This is a genomic window from Candidatus Kuenenbacteria bacterium (assembly GCA_012797775.1).
In the GTDB taxonomy this organism is placed as follows: Bacteria; Patescibacteriota; Patescibacteriia; order UBA2196; family GWA2-42-15; genus JAAZMX01.
The window spans coordinates 17,202-41,885 of record JAAZOM010000022.1 but is presented as its reverse complement, the minus strand read 5'-3'; the positions used below and the strand labels follow the sequence as shown (position 1 = coordinate 41,885).

At 39.3% G+C, this 24,684-nt stretch carries 21 protein-coding genes; 7 read left to right on the top strand and 14 right to left on the bottom strand.

The annotated features are described in order from the left end of the window. From GYA54_03040 to GYA54_03010, 7 genes are read left to right on the top strand one after another with little or no spacing between them, the layout of a single operon-like run. The gene (locus GYA54_03040; GenBank protein ID NMC51675.1) at positions 1 to 1,809 is read left to right on the top strand and encodes an ABC transporter ATP-binding protein; all 1,809 of its coding nucleotides are present in this window, start codon (positions 1 to 3) and stop codon (positions 1,807 to 1,809) included. Continuing rightward, entirely contained in the window at positions 1,787 to 3,448 is a 1,662-nt protein-coding gene (locus tag GYA54_03035; GenBank protein ID NMC51674.1) for a methyltransferase domain-containing protein, read from the top strand. Before GYA54_03040 ends, GYA54_03035 begins: the two co-directional genes overlap by 23 nt. Continuing rightward, positions 3,445 to 4,188, top strand: coding sequence for a DUF2334 domain-containing protein (locus GYA54_03030; protein ID NMC51673.1), 744 nt, complete (start codon positions 3,445 to 3,447; stop codon positions 4,186 to 4,188). Before GYA54_03035 ends, GYA54_03030 begins: the two co-directional genes overlap by 4 nt. Beyond that, positions 4,185 to 5,495, top strand: a complete 1,311-nt coding sequence (locus GYA54_03025; protein NMC51672.1) for a radical SAM protein — start codon at positions 4,185 to 4,187, stop codon at positions 5,493 to 5,495. Before GYA54_03030 ends, GYA54_03025 begins: the two co-directional genes overlap by 4 nt. A 12-nt stretch (positions 5,496 to 5,507) precedes the next feature. Beyond that, positions 5,508 to 6,500 carry a glycosyltransferase family 2 protein gene (locus tag GYA54_03020; GenBank protein NMC51671.1) on the top strand — a complete coding sequence of 331 codons (993 nt, stop codon included), beginning with the start codon at positions 5,508 to 5,510 and terminating at the stop codon, positions 6,498 to 6,500. 13 nt (positions 6,501 to 6,513) lie between these two features. Beyond that, positions 6,514 to 7,485 (top strand): glycosyltransferase family 2 protein, encoded by a 972-nt coding sequence (locus GYA54_03015; protein ID NMC51670.1) that lies wholly within the window; start codon positions 6,514 to 6,516, stop codon positions 7,483 to 7,485. 3 nt (positions 7,486 to 7,488) lie between these two features. Then, complete coding sequence (locus GYA54_03010) at positions 7,489 to 8,118, top strand: class I SAM-dependent methyltransferase (protein ID NMC51669.1); 630 nt, start codon at positions 7,489 to 7,491, stop codon at positions 8,116 to 8,118. Positions 8,119 to 8,123: 5 nt separating this feature from the next. Here GYA54_03010 and GYA54_03005 read toward each other — a convergent pair whose 3' ends face one another. From GYA54_03005 to GYA54_02940, 14 genes are all read right to left on the bottom strand, one after another. Continuing rightward, a complete protein-coding gene (locus tag GYA54_03005; protein ID NMC51668.1) occupies positions 8,124 to 9,095 on the bottom strand; it encodes a GDP-mannose 4,6-dehydratase in 972 nt (323 codons plus the stop codon). 57 nt (positions 9,096 to 9,152) lie between these two features. After that, the gene (locus GYA54_03000) at positions 9,153 to 10,364 is read right to left on the bottom strand and encodes a glycosyltransferase family 4 protein (GenBank protein NMC51667.1); all 1,212 of its coding nucleotides are present in this window, start codon (positions 10,362 to 10,364) and stop codon (positions 9,153 to 9,155) included. A 7-nt stretch (positions 10,365 to 10,371) separates the two neighbouring features. Further along, the gene (locus GYA54_02995) at positions 10,372 to 11,508 is read right to left on the bottom strand and encodes a glycosyltransferase family 4 protein (GenBank protein ID NMC51666.1); all 1,137 of its coding nucleotides are present in this window, start codon (positions 11,506 to 11,508) and stop codon (positions 10,372 to 10,374) included. Then, complete coding sequence (locus GYA54_02990; GenBank protein NMC51665.1) at positions 11,505 to 13,190, bottom strand: phospholipid carrier-dependent glycosyltransferase; 1,686 nt, start codon at positions 13,188 to 13,190, stop codon at positions 11,505 to 11,507. Before GYA54_02990 ends, GYA54_02995 begins: the two co-directional genes overlap by 4 nt. A 141-nt stretch (positions 13,191 to 13,331) precedes the next feature. Beyond that, positions 13,332 to 14,744: a radical SAM protein gene (locus tag GYA54_02985; protein NMC51664.1), complete on the bottom strand. Its 1,413-nt coding sequence runs from the start codon at positions 14,742 to 14,744 to the stop codon at positions 13,332 to 13,334. Positions 14,745 to 14,772: 28 nt separating this feature from the next. Next, entirely contained in the window at positions 14,773 to 15,297 is a 525-nt protein-coding gene (locus tag GYA54_02980) for a hypothetical protein (protein NMC51663.1), read from the bottom strand. Positions 15,298 to 15,300: 3 nt separating this feature from the next. Further along, positions 15,301 to 16,110, bottom strand: coding sequence for a class I SAM-dependent methyltransferase (locus GYA54_02975; protein NMC51662.1), 810 nt, complete (start codon positions 16,108 to 16,110; stop codon positions 15,301 to 15,303). A gap of 50 nt (positions 16,111 to 16,160) precedes the next feature. Then, the gene (locus GYA54_02970) at positions 16,161 to 18,149 is read right to left on the bottom strand and encodes a hypothetical protein (GenBank protein NMC51661.1); all 1,989 of its coding nucleotides are present in this window, start codon (positions 18,147 to 18,149) and stop codon (positions 16,161 to 16,163) included. A 4-nt stretch (positions 18,150 to 18,153) separates the two neighbouring features. Beyond that, a complete protein-coding gene (locus GYA54_02965; GenBank protein NMC51660.1) occupies positions 18,154 to 18,837 on the bottom strand; it encodes a methyltransferase domain-containing protein in 684 nt (227 codons plus the stop codon). A 129-nt stretch (positions 18,838 to 18,966) separates the two neighbouring features. After that, on the bottom strand, positions 18,967 to 19,383 hold the full coding sequence (locus GYA54_02960; protein NMC51659.1) for a hypothetical protein: 417 nt from the start codon (positions 19,381 to 19,383) through the stop codon (positions 18,967 to 18,969). 62 nt (positions 19,384 to 19,445) lie between these two features. Beyond that, positions 19,446 to 21,293: an asparagine synthase (glutamine-hydrolyzing) gene (gene asnB / locus GYA54_02955; GenBank protein ID NMC51658.1), complete on the bottom strand. Its 1,848-nt coding sequence runs from the start codon at positions 21,291 to 21,293 to the stop codon at positions 19,446 to 19,448. Between the two features lie 3 nt (positions 21,294 to 21,296). Then, a complete protein-coding gene (locus GYA54_02950; protein NMC51657.1) occupies positions 21,297 to 22,241 on the bottom strand; it encodes a glycosyltransferase family 2 protein in 945 nt (314 codons plus the stop codon). A gap of 2 nt (positions 22,242 to 22,243) precedes the next feature. Next, entirely contained in the window at positions 22,244 to 23,398 is a 1,155-nt protein-coding gene (locus GYA54_02945; GenBank protein NMC51656.1) for a glycosyltransferase family 4 protein, read from the bottom strand. Continuing rightward, positions 23,395 to 24,684: a glycosyltransferase family 4 protein gene (locus GYA54_02940; GenBank protein ID NMC51655.1), complete on the bottom strand. Its 1,290-nt coding sequence runs from the start codon at positions 24,682 to 24,684 to the stop codon at positions 23,395 to 23,397. The genes GYA54_02945 and GYA54_02940 overlap by 4 nt, the downstream gene beginning before the upstream one ends.

The window sequence follows — 24,684 nt, the reverse complement described above, 5'->3', positions numbered from 1 at the left end:
ATGAAATATTTTACACCAGAAAGGCAGGAATATTTTAAAAAGGCCTACGGCAAACTCAAAAAATACAAAAAATTGACTGCCTTGTCTATTGTTTTTAGTGTACTGGCATCAATTTTCGAGGGTTTTAGCTTGGGTACAATGATTCCTTTTTTTCAGAGTATAATCGATCCGTCTTCCAGCGCACAAGCAACAATACCATTTCTAGAAAAATTTTGGGGGCATTTCTTTACCGGAGATAAAACAGATATTGTATTAAAATTAATGTTTTTTGCTTTGGGGATGATCGTGCTAAAAAGTTTTTTTACTTATCTAAAAACAATAACCATCAGCCGGGTAAGTTCTTGTATTAGGCGTGATTTGCAATATGAAATGTTTGAAGCATCATCGGAGGCTAATTTACAATTCGCAAATAAGATGAAGGCTGGCAATTTGGTGACAAGTATATCTATTTTTACAAAATCAATAGTTAGCTTTTATTTTACACTCTTAGAAATGATCTCAAAGGTGAGTAAAATAATAATTTATTTGATTTTACTTGTTTTTGTTTCTTGGAAATTTACCCTGATGGCAATAATTTTGGAAGCAGTCATAACCATCCCGATAAAAAATTTATTCGCCAAGGTCAAGAAGGTTAGCATGCAGGCCACCAAAGAGTCAGCGATTCTTCATAGCCAATTGATAGAAAAGTTGGGTAATATAAAATCTGTCAAAATTTTTACAGCTGAAGAATATGAAAGAAAAAATTTTTACCAAATATCCAATTCAATGGCCGATCTTGACTATAAGTATGAAAGCTATGAGGCAATAATTGCTCCCCTATCAGAGGTTGCCGTTATGACCGCTCTAGTCAGTATTTTTACTTTTGTAACAAAAATATGGGGTTTAAATATAACTTTTTATGTGCCGGTTTTGATAACTTATTTCTATATCTTTCTAAAAATGTTTAACGAGGCCAACGCCAGCTTGCGGGCAGTAGCAAGGATGTTCCAGTTGATGGAACCCTATAAGGCCTATGAGGCCATAATCAGAGAGGCACAAAAAGAAAAAGCTTGGAATGGAAATCAAAAAATCACAAAACTAGAAAAAGAGATTGTCTTGAAAGATATTAATTTGAGATATGAGGAAGAGAATAATGTTTTAGAATCAATCAATCTGGTGATACCCAAGGGCAAAATCACTGCCCTAGTCGGCCCGACAGGGTCAGGAAAAACCACTCTGGCGAATATAATATCCGGGCTAATAATGCCGACGGGCGGTCAAATTTTTGTTGACAAAACTGACATGAAAGAAGTGAATACTAAAACTTGGAGAGAACATCTGGGTTATATTTCTCAAGACATCGTGATATTTAATGACACTATTGCCAACAATATCGCCTATGGTTGCTGGGGAGCCAACAAAGAGGATATTATGCGCGCCGCAAAGGTAGCCCAAATAGATGATTTTATAGAGACCCTGCCCCAAAAATACGAAACAATAGTTGGAGAAAAAGGAGCACGTCTTTCTGGCGGCCAAAAACAAAGAATTGCTATTGCTCGGGCAATTATCAGAGATCCGGAACTTTTGATTTTGGATGAAGCGACCAGCTCTTTGGATACAGAAACAGAAAAGGCCATACAAGCTTCGCTGGAGAAAGTTTTGGCTGGAAAGACGGTGGTGGCAATCGCTCACCGCCTATCAACCATCAAAAGCGCTGACAATATCGTCGTGGTAGTAGATGGTAAAATATTAGAACAAGGAACCCATGAGGAGCTTTTGGATAAAAAAGGTTTTTACAAAAAATATTATGAACAGCAATTTAAAGATTAAAATATTATACGATTTTAAAGACGGCCCCTGGGGCGGCGCCAATCAATTCCTAAAAGTCTTGAGGGATGAATTTATTAATTTGGGGATATATGAGGAAGAAACAGAAAAGGCTGAATGTATTATATTTTATAGCTATCAAAAACTGCCGGAGGTAGTAGAGCTGAAGTTAAAATATCCGAATAAAATATTTATTCACCGTCTGGGGGGGATCCTTGGCTATCATAAAGGGAAGGAGTGGGCTATTTTAGATCGCCTGATGAATGGGGTGGCGAGTAAATTACCTGATTGGGCTATTTTTGTTTCAGGCTGGCTGTACGAAGAATCAAAAAAACTGGGATTTAATAGTAAGAGATATAGTATTATCGGCAATGCGGTTGACCCAAAAATTTTTAATACTGATAATAGGCCAAATCATAATTCGCAAAAAACAAAATTGATCGCCAGCAGTTGGTCGGGCAACATAAAAAAAGGCTTTGAGTTTTATGAATACTTGGACAAAAATCTGGACTGGTCGCGCTATGAAATGTCTTTTGTGGGAAATTGTCCCGTTCATTTTAAAAATATAAAAATTATCCCTCCGCTGACAAGCGAAAAATTGGCTGATAAACTTAAAGAACGTGATATTTATATTACAGCGACTAAAGACGACGCTTGCTCCAACGCGATAATAGAGGCACTGGCTTGCGGCTTGCCAGTAGCAGCACTAAATAGTGGCGGTAATGGAGAAATAGTACAAAAAGGTGGCGAGTTGTTTACCAATGAAAAAGAACTGATAGAAAAAATAGAATTGATCAGTCGGGAATACCAAGCTTATGTCGGGGACATAAAATATGAAACCATTCAAACGATAGCCTATAAATATATTAATAAAATAGAACGACTAACCGACGGTAAGCGTAAAAAAATTAATAAAATTTTACTCTATAGAACAAAAATAACTTTGTTTGTTTTTAATAAAATATTGATAATGAAAAATTTTATCCAAAAAATAAAAGCGGCGAAGAAGATGATTTACCGCTATTATAAATTTACCTGGCATCGTAATGCTCTAGAAAAATTGCTTTTAAAAAATATCTGGCTGCTCCAAGGGCGAGTATTGGATATCGGCTCAAAAAACAGGCGCTATGACCAAATAATAAAGGCCGAAGAAATGGTAGCTATTGACCTAGAAGAGAACAAGGAAGCAAATGTTTTATATGGAGATATTGAGAAGGGGTTGAATTACCCTGATAATTATTTTGATTCTATTTTGTGCTTGGAGGTGGTGGAATACTTAAATGATTTCCCTAAAGCAACAAGAGAAATGTATCGTTTAATAAAACCTGGCGGTGCAGCACTTTTGAGTATCCCCTTTTTTAGCAATGAGCACGATGACAACCTAAGGCCGACAAAAAAATTTGCAGAAAAGGTTTTTAAAGAAAGCGGTTTTGATAAGGTAGAAATAACAACCTTTGGCAACAGTCATACGGCTATCTGGGATATGACAAAAAGGAAATCGGCCCAGGGCGGTTCTGTATTAAAACGCAAGATAGGTTATTATCTTTTTTTTCTACCTTGGCTTTTACTGATAAGAATGTTGAAGCTGGATAAAAAACAAGACCAGTATTATAGCGGATTATTTATAATTTTGACCAAATGAAACAATGGCGCATTGATGACATCGGCGCATCGACCAAATATTATAACCAATGGGGCAAAAAAAGTTTTACCTGGCGCGGGATAACTTATTTTTATTTTCCTTGGGCTAATTATGGATTTTTAAAAAGAGTCTGGCCCTTCCGCGGCTGGGCAAAATATGAAGAGCTAACAGCAGAAGATTGGAGAAAATATTTAAAAATTTTTGAGGATAATGGCATTGTGCCGATTGTCTCTATAGCGGCAACTTGGGTAGATGAAAATTCAAATTTAACACCTTTTCCTGAGAAATTCCCGGCCGAAGCAGCAATGTTGAAACAGGCCGCCGATAAGGAACTCATAACCATTGCTAACCACGGATTGACGCATTGCGTTGTGGGTAATCATCTCCCCTATTCCCGATATTCCAATAGAAAAATGCACCGCGAGTTCTGGCCAGACTTGCCAAGCTCTTTGCATCGCGAACATATTTTAGAATCACAAAAAATATTAGAAAATTATTTTGGGAGAAGCATAGAAATCTTTGTACCCTCGGGCAATGTCTGGAGTATAAAAACCTATGAGGCGCTCAAGGAAACAAATATCAAAAAGGTAATAGCGAACCGCTATATGCTTGATAGTAATAAGCAAATGGTGGGCATTGAATTTATTCAGGACGAAGACTTTGTGCGTTTGCATGACCGCGATCTAAAATTGCGGAGCCGGAAATGGCTGATTAAAAAAATTAAAGCAAACGGATTATGATTAAAAAGAATATCAAGAAGATCGTCTCGACACAGCCGATAAACGCGATGGCTTCTTTGGTGCTACCAAGTAAAAAGAAAAAATTGAACAAGATGTTGGCCTTGGCAGAGGCGGGAAAAAACAAAAAAAATCCCAAGGGCCAGCCGACGAAAATTACCATGAGCTTGAGCAATTGCTGTAATTTACTCTGCCCGATCTGCTCGGTTCACAACCTGAGAGAAAAAAATATTGAAAGGGTGGCTAATAATATAACGCCGGAACAAATAAAGGCGTTTGATAAAATCTTTGATAAGGCTGGCAGTATAAATTTTATGGGTTTTATTGGTGAGTCCGTATTAAACCCTCATTTCAAGGAAATAATTGGTTATTTAAAATTGAAACACAAGCTGGATTTGGGCATGTCTACTAACGGCATGGGGCTAAATGAAAAAATACAGGATACCATGCTAAAAATCGGTTTTGACGCCATAACTTTTTCTATCCATGCGGCGACGCCGGAAACTTATAAAATCTTGCAGGCTGGTGACTTTGAAACAGTCATCGGCAATCTGGTGTCTCTCGCCAAAAAGAAAATGGATGGTAATTATAAAAAACCCCGTATTACCGTGGTTTATGCTTTGAATAAGGCCAATATAGATGAAGCGGTCAAAATGATTGATCTAATAAAAAAATTTAAAATAGATTTCTTTGGCCTTTACCATTATCATGATTATAATCATGCCCTCAAGGAGATAATCGTCCGAGACGACGAAGTGGATGAGATTAATAAAAAAATAGATCGCCTTTATAATTATGCCAAAGAGCAGGGAGTGATTGCCGCTTTGCCCAAAGAGCCGCCATATTTCCAAAAAGAAAAAGACAGGAAGCCAGGAGAAGATAAAGACAGAAAGGCAACCGCCTGCAATGCGCCTTGGGTCGGATTACAACTACGCTCTTGTTATTCACATCAGGACTCATATTATCTGGGTTGCTGTAATGTTTTTAATCCTTTTATCTTCAATTACCAAAAACATATTGAAAAATATGGCCAAGTTGAATTTGATAAAATCTGGCAACATCCGGTTTTGCAATATCTGCGGCAGACAGTCAATGCACGAGACGGCCAGATGAATCCTCTGTGTGCTTATTGTAAAAGCAGTCAGCGGGCGCACCTAAAGGCGACCGACAATAAAGAAAATTACCGGATTAAACTGGAAATGATAAAAGCATTTTTTGATGGCTTTAATAAACAATATAAAGACACGCCGGTAATTGAGGGGTTAGAGATTTTGTATACTGAAGACGAGGAACTACAGGCCATGGCCTAAAATAAAAATTTTATGAAAGTATCGGTCTTGCTGTCCGCTTATAACGCGGAAAAATATTTACCAGAAGCAATTGAGAGTATTTTGAACCAGACTTTCACTGATTTTGAATTTATTATAATTAATGATGCCTCGACTGATAAAACTAAGGAAATAATCGAAAATTACGCTAAACAAGATAAGAGAATCAGATTAATTCACAATACATATAATTTGGGGCTAACCAAGTCTCTCAATGTCGGAATCAGGGAGGCACAAGGTGAATATATTGTCAGGCTCGATGCCGATGACCTATCCGCGCCAGAAAGACTGGCTAGACAATATGAATTTATGGAAGGCAACCCCAAATATGCGCTCACGGGCAGTTGGGTAAAAATTATTGACGAAAATGGCCAAATGCTGGCCAAGAGGCAGCCGCCAGTAGAAACAAAATTGATAAAGTTTCATTTTATCTTTGGCAAACCGTGCATCTGGCACAGCTCTATATTTTTCCGTAAAGACAAAATCGCCAAGATAGGCAATTATAATGAGGAATATAAGTACGCCCAAGATTTAAATTTATATGTTAAACTTTTAAAAGAGGAACAAATAACAAATGTGCCAGAATTTTTGGTGAGCCACCGTATCCACGGTAATTCTCTGGGGCGAAACAATAGCGAGGCGCAACATCTTTGTTATTTAAAATCTATTTTTGAATTAATAAATGAAAGTTATGCCAAAATAGGCTGGGATGAATTGGTGCAACGCGATGAGGCGCGCAACCAAAAAACAAAAAAAATAAAAAACTTGATAAGCGCTTTGAAAATTGATGGGCTGATATATAGGAAATTCCTACAAAAAGAGCAACTGAACACAAAACAATCGGCAGAGGCCAAAGAGCTTTACCGCCGAAAAAGGAACTTAATGGTGAAAGGTTATTTGAAAAATAAAATGCCCAAAATTTACGCGGCATTAAAAAATGAACCACGGGATCCTTCCCCCGCAGAACTCAATGCGGGGTCAGGATAAACTTAATAATAATATGAAAAATCAATTTAATGTCCCCATACTTTTAACAGTTTATCGGCGCGTCGATACAACCGAGAAAACACTCAATGCCATCAGACAAGTCAAGCCAAGACAGCTTTTTGTGATCGCTGACGGAGCGAGAAATGCCGAAGAAAAAATAAAGTGCGACGCGGCTAGGGCGGTAGTGGACCAAGTAGATTGGGAGTGCGAGGTAAAAAAGAATTTTTCTGAGGTGAATATGAATTGCGGACCGAGGATCGCCTCGGGGCTGGAGTGGGTTTTTGGGCAAGTGGATCGGGCGATAATTCTCGAGGACGACTGTCTGCCGGATGAAAGTTTTTTTTATTATTGCGAAGAACTTCTAGAAAAATACAAGGATAACCCAAAAATAATGCAAATTGCCGGGCTGAACACCCAACAAGGTAATAAAAAATTTAATTGTCCTGATAGCTATTATTTTTCTCAGGTGGCACAAACCTGGGGTTGGGCCACTTGGCAAAGAGCCTTTAACACTTATGAATTTTTTCTGGAAAGCTGGGAGGGGATAAGAAAGACTGATAAACTCAAAAAGATATTGCCCAATTATGCGGTCAGAGAATATTGGAGCAATCTTTTTGATAATATAAAAGATAATAAAAAAGCGCGTGACGGCACCTGGGATGTGCAATGGTTTTATAATGTCTTGATGCACGAAGGGCTGGTAATCGCTCCGAAAAAAAATTTGATCACCAATATCGGCTTTGGCGAAGGAGCTGGCTCGACAGTCAATGTGCTAGATAAAAATGCCAATATGGCGCGCTACCCGATGGAATTTCAACTCCAGCATCCAGCAAGAATAGAATACAATAATCGCCAAGCGGATAATTATACTTTTTGGTATATCTATGACATCAATAGTGGTCTAAAGAAAAAGATCAAATCCTTTCTGCGCCACTATCTGCCCGGACCATACTATTGGCTGAAAAAGATATTAAAGAACATATAAAATATGGATGCATATAAAAAAACTAAACAGAATTACGAAAAAGGAATAAAGTGGCATTTTGAGAAAAGTCGTTCTTATGACTGGTCAAAGCAGAGAAAAATATTTGCTAAATATCTTAGCGACGGAGCCAAGATTCTAGATGCTGGCTGCGGCGGATCGGATAATTTTTCAGATTTTATAAAAATGGGGTTTGAGATGACTGGTTTGGATTATTCTAAAAAAACAATCAGCGAGATTAGGAAAAAATTCCCAAAATCAAAATTATATTGCTGTGATCTAAGGAAAATAAAAATGCCCGATAATTACTATGACGGCATATGGGCCTGTGCGTCTTTAATCAATCTGCGCAAAATAGATATCTCCAAGGTATTAACTAAATTTAGAAAAATAGTCAGGGATGAAGGGATAATTTTTGTTTCCCTTAAAAAGGGCAATGGAGAAAAAATGGTTACTGATTTGTTCGGAGAAAGAATGTTTAGCTTTTTTAGCAAAAAAGAATTTATAACTATGGCCGAACAAATTGGCTTCAAAATAAAATCTGTTGAAATTGTAACTGATAATAAATTAACCAAACAAAAAAAGAGCACAAAAGCTCCTGACTGGATTTGTTTGTATTTAATTAATAAAAAATAACTATCTTAATTTTTGCGCCAGAAATTTAACATGTCTGGCACGGTTTGCTCCAAGAAATCAATCTCCACCTGCCAGCCGGTGGTATTTTTAAATTTGGTATTATCACCAATAATCTGGCCACCGTCAGTCGGCCTTTTGCCCTCCGGATCTTTGATCAAAGAAATATTTTTAACTGCGGAAAGAGCCAAGAGTTTATTTAATATTTGTTCAAAAGTGATACCGCGGCTAGAACACAGATTATAAACTTGGCCGGGTTGGCATTTTTCTATCGCCAGCCAATAGCCGCGCACAATATCGCGCACATCAGTAAAATCACGGAGAGCTCCTAGGTCGCGGGTTTTTATTTCTGGCACAATGTTTCCTTTTTCTATATCGGCAATTTTTTTGGCAAAATTGGAAACACCAAAAACTGGATCACGGCCCGGGCCAGTGTGGTTAAAAGCCCGGATTCTAATGATTTTCAAGCCGTAAGCCTGAAAATATTGAAAACCCATAAAATCCTGAGCGATTTTGGAAATAGCATAGGGGGATTTGGGCCTGAGCTCGCTTGCCTCGGTAAAGGGAGGGTGGCCAATTTCTATTGCTGGGCCATATTCTTCAGAAGAACAGGCGATTAAGATAACCGGATCAAATTTTTCATCACGCAATTGGCGTACGGCTTCAAATAAATTGCTTTGGCCAATAATGTTGGTATGGAGAGTATTTTCTGGATTTTCCCAAGAAGAGCTGACGTAACTTTGGGCCGCTAAATGAAAAATAATATCCGGCTTGACTAGATTTATTAATTCTCTAACTTTTTCTTTGTCATTTATGTCACAAACATGATTGATAAATTTATTATCAGCAAAAATTGTCCGATCAATGTGGACATTGCTAAATACCGTGCCATGTATTTCTACCTCGGGGTGGTTTTGGGAAATATAATCATTGAGATACTGGCCGACAAATCCGCCAATACCGGTGATGAGAACTTTCATGAATTATAATTTAACTTCTTGATTTTAGGATAACATGGGGCAGAAAATAGAGCAACTTTAATGATGATAGCAGTTTAAAATTTCTTGGATCCATTTTTCTTGATTAAACTCATTTTTTACTTTTTGATAACCAGACTCCCCCATTTCCCTAGCCAGCTTTGGATTTTGCAAAAGGTAAATTATTTTTTCGGCTAATTCATCAATATGTAACGGGTTAACTAAATAGCCTGTTTTTTGATCTTCAACTAATTCTCTGCTCCCCCCGAAAATGGTGGCGATGACTGGCTTGTGACAGGCCATGGCTTCTAGATTGATCGTGGGAAAAGAATCAAAACAAATCGAGGGCACAACTACAAGATCACTCATGGCGTAATAATATTTCATTTGCTCGCGACTGGCCGAACCAGCCAAATGAACATAGGGCTGACTATTCTGATAATTATTTTGGCTATCTAAAACCAAAAGCATGGCTTCGGGAATTGTCTTGGTAATAATTTCCAGGGCGGCCATAATTTGTTTGGTGCCCTTGTAGCCGCTCAAGCGGCCGGCGAAAAGAATAATTTTTTTATTATCCAAACCTAATTCTTTTTTGAATTTTTGCGCTTCGCTCTCCCCTACCGCCCAATCGGCAACATTGATGCCATTGTGAATAGTTGTAATATTTTTTATTTTATTTTGCTCTAGAGCTTTTTTGAGTTCACCGCTAACACTGAATATTTTGGTTAAATATTTTAAATAATGGCGGATAATAATATTGCGCCAAGGATTAAAACCTTTTTTGCTTTGCTTGAGCTGCCACCACAAAGATAAATGGTAATTAATAGTATCAATATTTTCTAAATTATATTTCTGATCAATAAAGTGGCTAAGCTTGGTATAGCTAAAGGTCATCACGTCATGAACAGTAAAAAGGGTGCGAGGTGTAAAATTTTTGGCTATTTTAAATAAAGAAAAAGGAAATTGGTAATAGAGATTGTGAAAGTGGATAACTTCTGGGCTTACTTCAGCCAAAAATTTCTTAAATTCATCTTCTATCCTTTTATTACGGAGACAAAAATAAGAACGCAAAAACCAAGGCAAGCCTGGCGTGACCAAACGATAAACAGATAAACCTGATTCTTTGGACCAGCCAATATTTTTGTCGGCAACACCGGAAAAAACAAAAACCTGATGGCCAAGATCTGATAATAATTTGGCCTGCTCAAAGGCGATAGCAGCAGCGCCGCCCTCGCGGGGAGAAAAAGAGTTGGAAACGATAACTATTTTCATAAAAATATTATAATAATGCGGAGCGGTATAGTTCTGTTATTTCTTTAATTTTGTTTTTGATATCATTCTTTTCGGCCCAGGCAAGACACTCAGCCGGATTGATTGTTTTTTTGTTGAGCACTAAATCAATATGCTTGGCAATATCAACGGGATCTCTGGCGTCGACAAGATAACCGGTCTCTCCATCAACAATAGCATCAATAGCACCAGATTCTTTGGAGCCAAGGCAGGGCACACCTTGGCTCGCGGCCTCCAGATAAACCAAACCAAAGCCTTCAAGCCATTTATCATCAACACAAAGAGAGGGCATCAGAAACAAATCGGCTTCTTTGTATGCAGCCAATAATTCTTCATGACTGATGCGACCGCGAAAAACTACCTGGTCAATCAAATTGCTCTCATTAATAAATTTTTGTAAAGCGCCAAAATAGGATGTCTCGGGTTCGGCTTGACCAATAATAATAAACTGGAACTCTTCAGAAAAATTATTTTTATAATAAAGCAAACCAGCCAGAGCTTCTAAAATTCCTTTGCCAGATTTGATGCCACCGACAAACATAATTTTTTTAATTTTGTTGTCTCTAGCCGGGGCGGTATTCAAAAGCGGGAATGAGACCAAATCTATACCATTGGTAATTACTTTTGTTTTGGCTCTGAGTTTTGAAGAATTAATTTTTTTGATCAAGTGATTTTTGGTAAAAGAACTAACAGCAATAACAGTAGTTATTTTTTTATAAACACTGGTGGTCAACAGGCGGGCCAGAAAATGTTTAAGGGAACTGGATAAAAGTGCTGGTGGATAAGCATAGGTGCCATGGATAGTCATGATTATCTTGGATTTGGGGTAACGACAAAATATTAAACAGCTGGCATAGGGTTCGGTAACGACATGGATAATGTCTGGCTGAAATTCAAAAAATATCGACTGAATTTTTTTGCCAGTTTTGAAAGATCGCCAAGGGTTGGCTAGGTAGCCCAAGGGGCTGCCAAAAACCACTCTCTGACCAATATCAGCAGAGGATTTTTTATTGACCAAACAAAGAATCTCGTGGCCAGCGGCTTTTAGGTTTTTGGCGAGATCATAAGCATAGCGGCTCCAGCCGTCAGTCGCCTCTAGGTGGTTGGCAAGGATAATAACTCTCATGGCGTCTTTTTTAGCTCGTAAATCTCAATATAGGGGCCATAATAATCATAGAAACGGAGCAAAAACCAGGGATCGAACGAATAAAGATTGAAGGGTAACTCCAGCTCACTTTTGGTTGGCAGGGGGCTATTTTCACTTGGATAAAAGTATTTTATCAGCTTTTGGGAAGCAGCTGTTGGTTTGGTTTTGTTTATTAAATTATTTTTATCAAAGTCACTCACAATCAAATATTCGAAATCATAATCGGCGGCTACCAGATCAGGATAATTGATAATGGCATAATTGGGATCGGGATAATTTTCCTCCTCTAGTGAAGATAAATATTTTCTTTTGCTGGAATAAAGCTCGGGCAATTTTTCTTTTATCAGGCTGACTATTTCTTTGCTTTCCACAAAGGGAATTTCCGCGCCTAGATCTAAATTTTTGATATGGCTGCCACTTTTGATATTATTGACTACCCAGCTGTAAGCCAAGAGGCGGGTATCTTGTCTGGTCATCCGATAATCAAGCAACAAACTAAAAAAAAGATTGGGCAAGCTCAAAAGAAAAATAATGATAATAAAAATTTTTATTTTGGCGGAAAATTTTTCAAAAAGATAGTGAATAAAGAAAGCGACAACAATAGACATCAAAGGAATGGTCGGCAACAGATATCTAACCATCGGGTTGGTCAATGGGGCCAGAAAAAGCAAATAAATAATCAGCCAAGGTATTAAAAAACAAAAAGCAATTTTATGCTTTCTCCAAAGAATAAGGGCGGCAGGAATAATTAGGAGAAATAATAACGGCTCCGCTAAAAAGCCATTTTTGAGATAAGAAAATAAAATCTTTAAACTAGTAAAACTAAAAAAGGAGTAACTATTGGTTGCGGGGTTGTCATTAAAAATTCGGCCAAAATAATTATTCAAGCCAAAAGGATTGAGATAATAAACCAAAGCAATCATTAATAATAAAACCAGATTGGCCAGCCAAAAATTCTTATTGGCAATAAAAATTTTTACAAACTTTTGGCCCTTATTTTTCAGCCAGTGAGCCAATAAAAACCAAACATAGCTGATAATACCAACAAAGTTGATGCTAAAGGCCAAACCGATAAAAATACCAGCCAAGGGATAATCATAGCGAGAAATTTTTTCTTTTTGATAAAAATAAACCGCCCAAAACAGTACTAATAAAATAAAAAAAGACTGGGCTGTCCAAGTCTGACCATAATGAGAATTAGCCACATGAAAAAAATTGATAGCCAAAAACCAAGCGGCCAAAAGGCCGATTTTTTTATGGCTAAATAATCTTTGACTGATGTGGTAAACCAAAAAAACGGAGGCAGTGCCTAGAATAACGCTGACAAACCTGGCGACCGGTGCGAAATAACCAATATTTAAAAGAACAATATCCTTGATCTCGGCGATACTGCCAAATATCCCAAAAATCCTAGCAAAAACTAGATAAAGAGCTAAAAATGGAAGAAAGACATAGGCGAGGCCAGCCGGATAATAATACTGAAAAGCATTGGCGCGCAGTGAGCTGGTGCCAATCATCTTCAAACTAGCAGCCAGCGTGGGTGTTTCATCATTGACCAGGGCTAATGGATGGCCATATAAAATCCCAACTAGCCGCAAAATAAAAGCGATAGCCAAAATCGAGATGATAAGGTAGTGTTTTTTTATAAAAGATAATATCATTGTGATGTAATAATTTATCTTGAGGAGCCAGCGACGAAAGATCCCGTCCCGATAAGTATAAACTTAAATTATAGTGAGTGCGAGCCTAAATGGGATCCTTCCCTTGCCTCTCGCGAGACAGTGTCAGGATAAATTTTATGTTTAACTCACTCCTAAAATATATTTCAGGCCGAGATAGTATTGTTTTATTTCGCTCCAACTAGTCAGGCGCTTCATATGGAGCCAAATAAAAGCCGGGTTGAAATAAAAAGAATGATAAGCGCGTTTTTGCATGGCGCGTAGTTCTTCGGCATTTTTGTAACCGGCGGGCACATAGGTGGCAGTTGTCCGACCGCCATAAGAAGAAACCATCTGACCGCTTTCCAAGGCATCATCATAGAGCTCTGTCCCCCATTCGGGAAAAGTCAGGAGAAATTGAGCAAAGGGTATTTTTAGGTCCTTAGCGAATTGGATTGTTTTCAAAGCCTTGCCCGGCGTCTCACCAGGTAGCCCCAACATAAAAGAGCCGCGGATATCAATACCAAGGTCTATAGTCCATTGGGCCGCTTGGCGCGCTTGCTCCAGGGTCGCTCCTTTTTTGATGCGCAATAATAAATCTTCGTTGCCGGTCTCAAAACCATAAAAAACACACCACAAGCCTGATTCTTTAGCGCGTTCGAGCATGGTTTTGGTGACGGTATTCACCCGGCCACAGGCTGACCAAGGAATTTTTAGGCCACTGGCGTCCAATAAATCGCAAAATTCTAAAATCCACTGCTCATTAACCAAAAAATTATCATCCCAAAAAGTGATCTCGCGAATACCAAAATTTTCATAAAGATTTTTTATTTCGGAAACTACTCGCTCAGGACTATGGCGGCGATACTTTTGAGAAGCGCGGCCAGATTCAAAACAAAAAGTACAATGTCCCCAAGGGCAACCGCGGGAAGTGATGACGTTGGCCGCTGGCAATTTTTTATATTGCAAAGGCAGGGGCATGTAGATGCTATAGTCATACAATTCGTAAGCCGGCGGTAAGAGCTCATCAATATTCATAATGGCTGGCGGAGGCGGATTTTTTACAAATTGACCAGCCTCATTTTTGACCCAGATGCCGGGGATATTTTTATCAATAGTACCTGTTTTAATCAAAGAATCAACAATTTTTTGGAAAGTAATCTCCCCTTCCCCATAGGAAAGGCAATCAACCATGGGCACTGCCTCGATGATCTTTTCCGGGAAACAGGTAACATGCGCCCCGCCAAAAATGATAGGAATTGCTGGATATAAATTTTTTAAATATTTTATCAGGCTGTAAGCCTCTTCGGCCGAAGCAGAAAGAGAGGAAATACCAATAACATCTGGCCGAAAATCGTCAACTATCCGGCCGACATCTTCGTTTTGGTAGTCCAGCGGCGGACAATCAATGATTTTTACATTGTGGCCAGATTGCAATAGCGGGGCGGCCAAATAACCCACGCCCAAGGGTGGGAAAAAACCAGCGCGCAATTTTTTCTTTGAGCCATAACCCTTGGCCATGAGATCATAGGGAGGGATAATGAAGAGAATTTTCATACTAATACAAATATATAAATAATACTGATTATCCTTGGACAATCTTTCTTGCTGTTAATTTCTGTAAATATGGGGCCAGACTATAAATCCCAAATAAAATCGTAGTAAAAAACAGGTCGCCAATCAGAGTATTTTTGAAAAATGGAATGGCTAATGTAAAACAAGAAGCTAGGCCGGCTAAATCCAAGGAATAAAAGCCGCCAAAATACCAAAAGGCCAGATTGGTAATAATAAAAAATAACAAGGAGCCAATGACTGACCCGAGTCCAACTGACCACCAATGATAGTGTTTTTTTAGATAAGAACCAACGAGCCCAATCAAAACGAAACTGGCATAAACCGAAGCCATCAGACGCCAATCATAAAAACCAATAAAAATATCCGAGGCAACCAGGATAATAATAGGTACCAACAATGAAGTGCGTTTTAAAAAATAAAAGCCGGCAAAAAGAGCAATGGCACCCAAGGGTGAAAAGTTGGGCGGATAGCTGAAAAGGCGACTGGCAAAACCAAGAGCAATGAGAACGGCTATAATAAAAAATTTGTTTTTCATAAATTATGATTTCTTGCCTAAATAATAAAAAGCATAGGAAATATTATCGGCATTGGGCAAGCGCCACATAAAATAATCCAATAGCTTTAAAGGACTGGTAATAATAGTAAAAAACATCAGCCAAATTTGTTCTAGCGGTCGCCAGCCAAAACTCAAGAGTACCGCCAACCACTCATTTAAAATTGACAAGAGCGCTGAGGTGGGGCCGGAGCGAATACCAACTTTTTCTAATTGAAAATCTTTCATGAGATGAATCAACCCGGGCTTGGTCCAGCGCTGGTAATCGTGGGGTGAAGAATGAAAGCTCTCAACAAAAGGTGTGGAGACATAGACCAAGCCGCCGGGTTTTAAAACCCTTTTTATTTCAGTGATGATAGCCTCTGGATTTTTGACATGCTCAAGCACAAATTCATTGATAATCGCGTCAACGGAATTATCAGCAAATGGCAAGTGGGTAATATCAGCGACAATATCAACATTTTTAAATGGCAAAAAATCAATATTAATCACCTCCGGCCGGATGCGTTTGATGCCTGAGCCGAGATTGAGTATTAGTTTATCTTGATCTAATCTCCAAATAGCTTGCCTAGCGCTAAGACCGACGAAGAACCCGCCGAAAGCGTAATAGAGAAAGTTGTAAAAAGCGGAATATCTTTTAAAAAAGTTTTTTAGCCGGCTGATGAGATTGTCAGCGCTGGCGTTGGCTTTATCCTCAGTAAAATGCCCAAAACTTACGACGCCATCGGTAATGGCATATTCTTTTTGGCAGTGCTCACACAAAAAATTATGCTCGGAATGTTTTAAGCCGGCCAAACAATGGGGACATTTTAAATTTTGAATAATCTTGGCTGACAACATGAGAATTAATAATTTATCTTATAAATACGGGCGAAAGAACCATTTTTAGAATCCTCATATTTTAATTCTAATTTATTATTGGCCTGGCACTTCTCTTCAAGGCCGGCTGGCCAATATTCACTCACATAGAGATATTTATAGCCCATAAATTTTAAATCCGCCGGCAGGCAAGAGACTTCGGCTCGGCCAAAAGCGGCGATTAAGTCCTGAACCAGCTGGTCGCGGTTGAGCATCTTGTGGTCAGCCATATAACTGTAAACTGGGGCGATGCGGCCAGCAAAAATATTCATCTTTTTATTATAGATAGTGGAATCGTCTTGGCTGGGGCTGTAGCTAAAAAAATAATCATTGATAGTGGTATTTTTCTTGATCCAAGCAAAAGCCCGAGACTCTATGGCGGTCGGCGGTGGAAAGCTGTAAAAAAATGGAGTAAATCTCTGACTGGAACGGCCGATGGGGACTACCATAAAAATAATTTGGAAAAGAAAGCCAACTAGCACCATAAAAAATACGACTAACCAGCCGAGGCGATGCCAAATTTTTTTGACCCGTTGATTATCAATGAGAATATCGGCTAAGACAAGTCCAATGGCCAGACTCCAAAATGGCGGGGCCAGATAAAGATAGCGGAGCATTTCATAGTCATAGCGCGGGCCAAGCTCCATTACAAAGGGCACGGCAAAACAGGCGAAAGAAAGCAAAAGCAAAAATAAAAGTTCTTGATAATACTCCCCTTTCCTGAAGCGAACATATAGCAAATACAAACAAGGCAAGATAAGAAATAAGGGCAGACCAAAATTGATCAGTGATTGAGAGCTCCAAAGAAAACCAATTTTTTCATGATTGAAAAAGAACCAGTTGCCAGTCGGACGCGGATGGCGGTCATAACTCTGGTGAAATAATTCTGTTAATACCCCGCCCTGGAAAGCGGCAATAAGAGAGACGGCGGCCACAGTGAGGAGCGAAATCAGCAAATAGGTTTTAAAATATTTTTTCTGGCTTTTAATAAATAGAGTGGCAAAGGGATACAATAGAAAAACCAACAGTTCAACCAATAAGTAGGTCTCTCCGACTAGGGCCAGAACCGCTAGCGATATAATATTAATTAGGACGATAGGGAGCCAGGGTTTATTTTCTTTCTTGTATTCTACAGCTTTGAAATAAAGAAAAATACCAAGCAGAATCAGGAGAAAAGAAATAGCCCCCCACTGAATATGGATATCTCTGATCAGTGGTCCGGCCGCGCCCGAAGTCGTGCCTTGGTGCAAAAATTTCCAGGGCGCAGCGGCATTCCTATGAATAAAACCGGTAATACCATAAATCCAAACCAAACCGCCGCCAAAGAGCGTCAGAAGAGAAACTAAATAACTTTTGGCTGGATGCTTGGTAATTTTGAAAAGTACAAGAAAGATAAGAGCCAAAAATAAGATCGTAAATAAAGCGCGGCAAAGATCCACGCCATACCAAAAAGGCAAGTCTGTGGTTTTGTACATGGCGGCGGAAAAAAGCTCTATGCCATAATGATAATAAGCCATGACCTGCGGCTCGACTGTCCAGCGCACTGGGAAGTTGCCCTCAGCGATCGTGCCGGCCATAGGCACGGTGCTAAAGATATTAAACTCATCACCAGAATAGCCCCGAGCGGCGATCAAGCCGGTGGTGAGAAAAATGACGATAATGGTCAAAAGCAAAATTTTTCTCCATCTTTTGTCCAAGAGCCAAAAAGATTTTATTTTATCTTTATGGGTAAAAATAAACAGCACGAGACCAATAATCAGAAAAACGGCCAAAACATAAAAGAATAAAAAAGTTATAGGGAAAAAATGGCCCAAAATATTCAGAGTAAAAATATAAAAAACTGGCCCAGCGATCAAAGCCAGCGTCAGCAAAAATTCCTTAGACTCATCTTTAAATATCAAAAGCATTAGCCGCCAGGCAAAAAAAGTGATGATCACCCAGAAAATGATTAATTTTATAAAAATAAGAAGGGCCATAATTTTATTTATTTATCTGGCAAAGAAAAACATAATGGAGCGGCAAAAGACAAGAAGGAATCTTTTTGATGGTGATAATGCGCAAGCGGCCGGAGATTAATTGTTTGAAATATTCAAGTTTTATCTCGTGCAAATGCCATTCATCCGCCATTTGGGGCGGCAGGCCCTTGAATAATATTTTGAATAGTCCCAGCTTGAGCAGGACAAATTTTATTTTGCCAATCAGGTGTTCGTTGGGGAAAGAAATGACTATCAGGCTCTCAGGCTTGGCAATGGCCACGATCTCGTCAATCATTTTTTCTGGGTGTTCTAGATGTTCAATAACTTCACTGGAAAATATTTTGTCATATTTTTTTGAACGAATTACCTCTGGTAGGTCTTCGACACTGCCCTCAATAATAGTGGCTCCACTGCCCTTCAATTTATTTTCGGCCAACTGAATAAGTGAAGCGGACAGATCAATGCCGGTCAGGCGGCCCCTATGAATAGCGGCGAGCATATTGCCAGAGCCACAGCCAAGGTCGATCACCTCGTCTTTCGGCCTGACGTCGAGGAGACGAATGATCAGCCGAGTGCGCAAATGACTCAAAAGACGGATAAAAATATTACGGCTGTTGTGATAATGGTCCGGGTTGTATTTGATGGCCATTTTTTCATTCCAGTCCTTGAAATTTTCTACTTGGCTCATAATATGATAAATAATGGCTCAAATGTGAAAATGAGCCAAGAAAATAGCTTGTTTTACTGCTTTTAGCTTAGCAATTTTGGGGGCAATTGACAAGGTGAATAAAAACCCTGATGAAGAGAAAAATTTATATTATAATTCTCCAAATAGATAAAAAATGCAAACCACAAAAATTACAAAATTAAAAACCGAGTTGATATAAAATTTGACAACATGGGGTTTCATTCTGTCCTTAGCCTCTTTTATTTCTTCTTTTTCAAAATCAACCTCGTTGTTTTCTATATAATCAGGATTTAAAGAATTTTCATTTTCAGATTTATTGAATAATTTTTTTAGGTTTATAATTCTTTCCGTTAACAAAAGAGTTTGGGTCATCTGCGCATAAGCGTTGCTTGAAAAAAATTGGCTTATACTAATGTAAATTAATATTAAAAAACAAAAAACAATAGTTTCAAAAGACGAGTAAGCTTGGTTGAAAATCAAAAATATAATAAACAAAACAATAATGTTTTTAATAATGGCCCAGATATAACTAAAAATATTATACATATTTTTTAAATAAAAAATAATTTAATAAAAATGACAATAAAAAAATTTGCTTATTTTATACACTATAAATATTTTTCTGCCCAGAGCTGCCAGATGAAAAGAGGCCAGATCTGGCGAGCGCGATAGTGATTACCGGAGAGAAAATCTTGCCAGAGGAATTGGACAAACTCAGGATTGAGCAGGGCCTGCTTGATTATTTTTTCTCCCGAGAATAATTCCTCTGCCCTACTTTTTAATGGGCCGCGGAGCCAAGCGTCAACGGGCGAAGGAAAGCCGTGCTTCTCCCGATAAATAATATTTTCTGGCAAGTATTTTTCCGCTAATTTTTTGAGAATATATTTACCCTGACCATGGTGAAACTTAAAATCTGGCGGCAGACTGTTGGCAAATTCTATCAAGCGGTAATCAACAAGAGGCGCTCGCGTTTCCAGAGACACAGCCATAGAAGCCCGATCAACCTTGGTAAAGATATCATCAGTCAAATAATACTTTTGATAAAGGGCGGCGGACTGGTTGAGCGATTTGGAATAATCCTCGGCTGGCCAAGAGTGATGGTAATCAAGGGTGTCGGGAGACTTAACTAATTCACCTAATTCCCCGAGGGTGAATGGTGAAAACCAACGGAAATGTTGATTATAAAAATCAGCATCAAAATTTAAAATGGCTCGTTTGAATTTGAAATCAGCACTGAAATAACCAGAACGACTAGGCAAAATATTGACTAATGATTTTAGAGATTGGCGGATAAAGGCTGGCTGACTCCTTAGAATTTGCCAGTAGCGCCAAGCCTTGAAGGTTTGGTAACCAAAAAATAATTCATCACCAGCATCACCACCTAGAGCCACAGTCACAGAGGCACGCGTTTTTTTGGATAGCCAATAGGTAGGAATAATCGAGGAGTCGGCCAGTGGCTCATCTAAAATACTTGGCAAACCATCAATAGTGGATAATAATTCAGCCGCGGAAACTTGGGCAACATGGTGATCGGTATTTAATAACTTGGCGACTTCGGCCGCATGGGGTGATTCGTCAAATGACTTTTCGCCAAAACTAATAGTAAAGGTCTTGATTTTTTGAGATGAATTATTTTGGGCATAATAAGCCACGAGTGAGGAATCCAAGCCGCCAGAAAGAAACACGCCCAAAGGCACATCGCTCATCAGGCGAATTTTCACGGCCTCGTCAATTAAATTATCAAGCTGGCTAACCGCTTCGCTAAAAGTTAAAGCACTTTTGTCCGCCAAGGTTGGCAGGGTCCAATATTTTTCAATTTTTATCTGATTATTTTTATAAACCAAAAATTCACCAGCTCCCAATTTTTGAACTGACTCAAAAATAGTGTTTGGGCCGGGGCAATAACCCTGATCCAGATATTTCAAAAAAACTTGGTGGTTTAATTTTTTGGTAAAGCCTGCGATACTTGGAAAAACTTTTAATTCAGAAGAGAAATAAAAAACATTATTAATCTCGGCATAATAAAGCGGCTTCTCCCCTACCCGATCGCGGGCCAAAATTAACTCTTGCTTATTTTTGTCCCAAATAGCCAAAGCAAACATGCCATTTAACTTGGCAAAACAAGCGGTGCCCAGATCTTCATAGAGATGCAAAATAACCTCGGTATCGCTGTGACTTTTGAACTGGTGGCGGCCGGTAGCCAGTAATTCATTTTTCAAGGCCTGATAATTGTAGATTTCGCCATTGAAGATGATCTGGAGCGAATCGTCCTCGCTACTCATGGGCTGATGACCGAGCGGACTCAAATCAATAATTGATAAGCGGCGATGAGCCAAGCCCACCAACTCATCAAAATAAAAACCTTCATCATCAGGCCCGCGATGATGAAGTAGTTTGCTCAACGATTTTAAATTGTCTTGGTTGCCAGCCCCACAATAACCGACGATGCCGCACATAGATTAGAAATTTATTTTTTCTTTAATAAAATAGGTTGGCTTATTTTGCGTTTCATAATAGGTCCGGGTGATCATCTCGGCCAAAAGACCCATAAGAATAAATTGCAAACCAACAAGCATCAAAAAGACAGTCAGCAAGGGTAAGGGTGTGATAATCAGAGAAATGTGATGGAAGAGTCTCAGATAAACAGCCAGAAAGCCAGAGAGAAAAGCCAGAGAGAAAGAATAAAATCCAGCTTTGCCAAAAAAATGCATGGGCTTGGTAGAATAATCGGTCAGGAATTTCACGGTCAAAAGATCAAGAATAACTTTGAATGTCCGACGAATGCCGTATTTGGTCTGGCCAAATTTGCGTGGCCGGTGGTTGGTGACGACTTCGGTAATTTTGGCGCCGTGCCAAGCGGCCAGAGCCGGAATAAAACGATGCATTTCTCCGTAGAGACGTACGGGGGCCAGGCTCTCTCTTTTGTAAGCTTTCATGGTGCAGCCGTAGTCGTGAAGTTTGACTTTGGTAATTTTGCCGATCAGGCTATTGGCTAGGCGGGAAGGAATCTTGCGGCTGATCAATTTGTCCTGACGATTTTTGCGCCAGCCAGAAACGATATCATATCCTTCGGATAATTTGGCCAAAAGTAAAGGGATGTCATGGGGGTCGTTTTGTAAATCAGCATCAAGGGGGATAATAACCTCGCCAGAAGCATGGACAAAGCCGGCAGAAAGGGCGGCCGTCTGGCCAAAATTGCGGCTAAAGCTAATGACTTTTATTTTGGCATCAGCAGTAGCCAAAGATTTTAGGACATTAAAACTGTTGTCTGTTGAGCCGTCATTAACGGCAATAATTTCATAATCAGCTCCAAGAGAAGCCAGTGATGACTTTATTTCCTGGAAAAGCTCGGGGAGATTTTCCGCTTCATTATAAATGGGAATAACGATTGATAGTTTTTGCATATTTAAGATTGGATAAATGCCACTATTTTCTCGGCCCTTTTTTGCCAAGTGTGGGCCTGAACATCACTTCTGGCCTTTGCACTTATCTTAGTGCTTAGCGAGGGATCAGTCAACACTTTTTGGATAGAGGTGGCCATAGCGGCCGAGTCGTCTGGCTGATACAAGACGGCATTATCTTTATTTAAAATTTCAGTCAAACTGGGTAGATCGGCAGCTACGATAGGCGTACCGCTAGCCAGATACATGAAAAGCTTTAAAGGCGAGGTCCAAGATTTTGATTTCTGCTCACCGGCAGAATTTGGCAAAACCAAAACGTCGGCCGCTTTCAGATAAAGAGGCATCTGAGCATAGGGCTTGTAGCCCAAAATTAAAATTCGTTTGTTGCCTTCATTTCTCGATCTAAATCTACCTAGGTCAAATTTTTCTTCAGAGCCGCCAATGAAAACTATGATTTCTTTTTCGGTCAAAAATTTGGCCGCATCGGCTAGACCTTGAACTCCTTTCCAGTCGTAAAGATGGCCGGTGTAGGCGATAATATTTTTATCCGGCGGCAGGCCGAGCTTTTGGCGCAATTCCTGTTTGCCCAATCTAACTTTTTCAAATTCAGATAAATCAACCGCATCAGGAGCGACGAGAATATTTTTTCCATCAAGGCCAAGTCCAGCCAGCTCGTCTTTGAGGCCATTAGTAATAGTAATAATTTTATGGCACTTAGACCAATATTTTAAATAGCGCTTGGTGTTGCGCGGCAAAGTATGCGCTTCCCAGACTACTGCTTTGAAAAAAAGCTGCAAAACAGGCAGGGAATATTCGTCCCGGGTATAAGCAACAAACTGATTTTTATTTTGTTTGAAAAGTAAATAAACGGACAAACTCACCAGCCAAAAAACGGCCTGGACTTTGATATAAATTCCCTGGGGCATTTTTTTGGCAATCCAGCTGGGATCTAAACAGCTGATTTTTTTGAGGATAAAATTCTTTTCTACCTGATAATAGCCGAAAGCATCAACATTTTTAAAGACCTTGTTTTTTTTGGTTGGGATAACCAATTCCAGATGATCAACAATGGCAGCCAGGAAATGGCACATTTTCATTATCTGTATGCCATAACCTTTTTCAGTGGGGATGCGTGAATTGCTAAAATAAATGAGTTTCATCGGGTTTTATTTTTTATAGATTGAATAATCGCTAAAAGTTTTTCAATCACAACTTCATAAGTATAATTTTCCAAAACTCTTTGCCGGCCCTCTCGGCCAAACCTCTCAGCCAGTTGGTCATCTTTTAAAATTTGGGTAAGGGCCTCGGCGAGCGCTTCTTTGTTTTTGGCTGGGACGATAAAACCAGTCTCATTATTAATATTTATCTCTGGGCTAGCGCCGGCGTCAGAGGTGACTACTGGCAAACCGCAAGCCATAGCTTCGATCGTCACTTGGCCAAAAGCTTCCATCCAGACCGACGGGGTAGCAAAAACATCTGCGGCATTGAGATAATCGATCAATTGATAAAAAGATTTACTGCCAACCAATTGGACATTTTTTTCTATCTGCAAATCTTTGATCATGGCCATCATGCGCGGGGTTTCCCCGCCACTGCCGACAATGACCAAATTTACTCCGGGAATCTCGGTAATTATTGACGGCAGAGCTTCGAGCAGATAACCAATACCCTTTTCGGCAAAATTTATGCGGCCAATAAATAAAATAACCTTGTCTCCATTGATACCTAGCTTTTGGCGTAAGTCATTTTTTTTATTTAATGGCTGAAACAAATCAGTCTCTATGGAGACCGGCAAGGTGTCAACCTTGTCATTGTCTAGCCCCATATCAAGGCCTTCGGCCGCAGCCACCTGACTCAAAAAAACAACCTTATCTGCTTTTTGATAAATCTCACGAGCATATCTTTTTTGAGTTTTTTGATCAAGTAGAAAATTTAAAAGATAATCAACCAGACGCCCGAGCCCTAAATTTTTTATGGCCTTGTACCAAGAGCGCTGGCCAAAAATTTCTTTTGGTCCCCTTTCAAAATGCCAGTGCCAAGTGGTGATCTGGCGAAAGATAAAAGGTGTTTTTATTTTATTTTTTAGCTGGGCAACGGCATAACCAGTTTCCCTAGCCTGCCAGACAAAAATAGCGTCGGGCTTTTCTTTTTTATTAAATTTCAAGACTTGCCTCTGGGTAGCCCAAATATACGAAAAGCGCAAGAGGCGGTTGAAAGGGAAAGCCCAAATTTTATGCCAGAGCGGCGGATAGTAACGAATTACTTTGACGCCATCAAATCCACCACTGCCTTTTTTTGAAAAAGAAAGCCAGGGCGCAATCACAGCAATCTCGTGTCCCGAAGCAACAAGACGGCGGGCGATTTCTATAAAATAATGATAGGTGCCCAGGTGTTCGCCCAGCTCTTTTTCGGTACCAAATTTATAAGCGACGATTAATATTTTCAT

What these genes read in the sequence shown, in the direction of transcription:
- GYA54_03035 (NMC51674.1), top strand. Translation starts at nt 1,787, where the DNA reads ATGAACAGCAATTTAAAGATTAAAATATTATACGATTTTAAAGACGGC.
- GYA54_03005 (NMC51668.1), bottom strand. Translation starts at nt 9,095, where the DNA reads ATGAAAGTTCTCATCACCGGTATTGGCGGATTTGTCGGCCAGTATCTC.
- GYA54_03030 (NMC51673.1), top strand. Translation starts at nt 3,445, where the DNA reads ATGAAACAATGGCGCATTGATGACATCGGCGCATCGACCAAATATTAT.
- GYA54_02995 (NMC51666.1), bottom strand. Translation starts at nt 11,508, where the DNA reads ATGAGAGTTATTATCCTTGCCAACCACCTAGAGGCGACTGACGGCTGG.
- GYA54_02980 (NMC51663.1), bottom strand. Translation starts at nt 15,297, where the DNA reads ATGAAAAACAAATTTTTTATTATAGCCGTTCTCATTGCTCTTGGTTTT.
- asnB (NMC51658.1), bottom strand. Translation starts at nt 21,293, where the DNA reads ATGTGCGGCATCGTCGGTTATTGTGGGGCTGGCAACCAAGACAATTTA.
- GYA54_02960 (NMC51659.1), bottom strand. Translation starts at nt 19,383, where the DNA reads ATGTATAATATTTTTAGTTATATCTGGGCCATTATTAAAAACATTATT.
- GYA54_02990 (NMC51665.1), bottom strand. Translation starts at nt 13,190, where the DNA reads ATGATATTATCTTTTATAAAAAAACACTACCTTATCATCTCGATTTTG.
- GYA54_02940 (NMC51655.1), bottom strand. Translation starts at nt 24,684, where the DNA reads ATGAAAATATTAATCGTCGCTTATAAATTTGGTACCGAAAAAGAGCTG.
- GYA54_02985 (NMC51664.1), bottom strand. Translation starts at nt 14,744, where the DNA reads ATGAAAATTCTCTTCATTATCCCTCCCTATGATCTCATGGCCAAGGGT.
- GYA54_02965 (NMC51660.1), bottom strand. Translation starts at nt 18,837, where the DNA reads ATGAGCCAAGTAGAAAATTTCAAGGACTGGAATGAAAAAATGGCCATC.
- GYA54_03000 (NMC51667.1), bottom strand. Translation starts at nt 10,364, where the DNA reads ATGAAAATAGTTATCGTTTCCAACTCTTTTTCTCCCCGCGAGGGCGGC.
- GYA54_03040 (NMC51675.1), top strand. Translation starts at nt 1, where the DNA reads ATGAAATATTTTACACCAGAAAGGCAGGAATATTTTAAAAAGGCCTAC.
- GYA54_03025 (NMC51672.1), top strand. Translation starts at nt 4,185, where the DNA reads ATGATTAAAAAGAATATCAAGAAGATCGTCTCGACACAGCCGATAAAC.
- GYA54_03015 (NMC51670.1), top strand. Translation starts at nt 6,514, where the DNA reads ATGAAAAATCAATTTAATGTCCCCATACTTTTAACAGTTTATCGGCGC.
- GYA54_02970 (NMC51661.1), bottom strand. Translation starts at nt 18,149, where the DNA reads ATGGCCCTTCTTATTTTTATAAAATTAATCATTTTCTGGGTGATCATC.
- GYA54_03010 (NMC51669.1), top strand. Translation starts at nt 7,489, where the DNA reads ATGGATGCATATAAAAAAACTAAACAGAATTACGAAAAAGGAATAAAG.
- GYA54_02945 (NMC51656.1), bottom strand. Translation starts at nt 23,398, where the DNA reads ATGAAACTCATTTATTTTAGCAATTCACGCATCCCCACTGAAAAAGGT.
- GYA54_02950 (NMC51657.1), bottom strand. Translation starts at nt 22,241, where the DNA reads ATGCAAAAACTATCAATCGTTATTCCCATTTATAATGAAGCGGAAAAT.
- GYA54_03020 (NMC51671.1), top strand. Translation starts at nt 5,508, where the DNA reads ATGAAAGTATCGGTCTTGCTGTCCGCTTATAACGCGGAAAAATATTTA.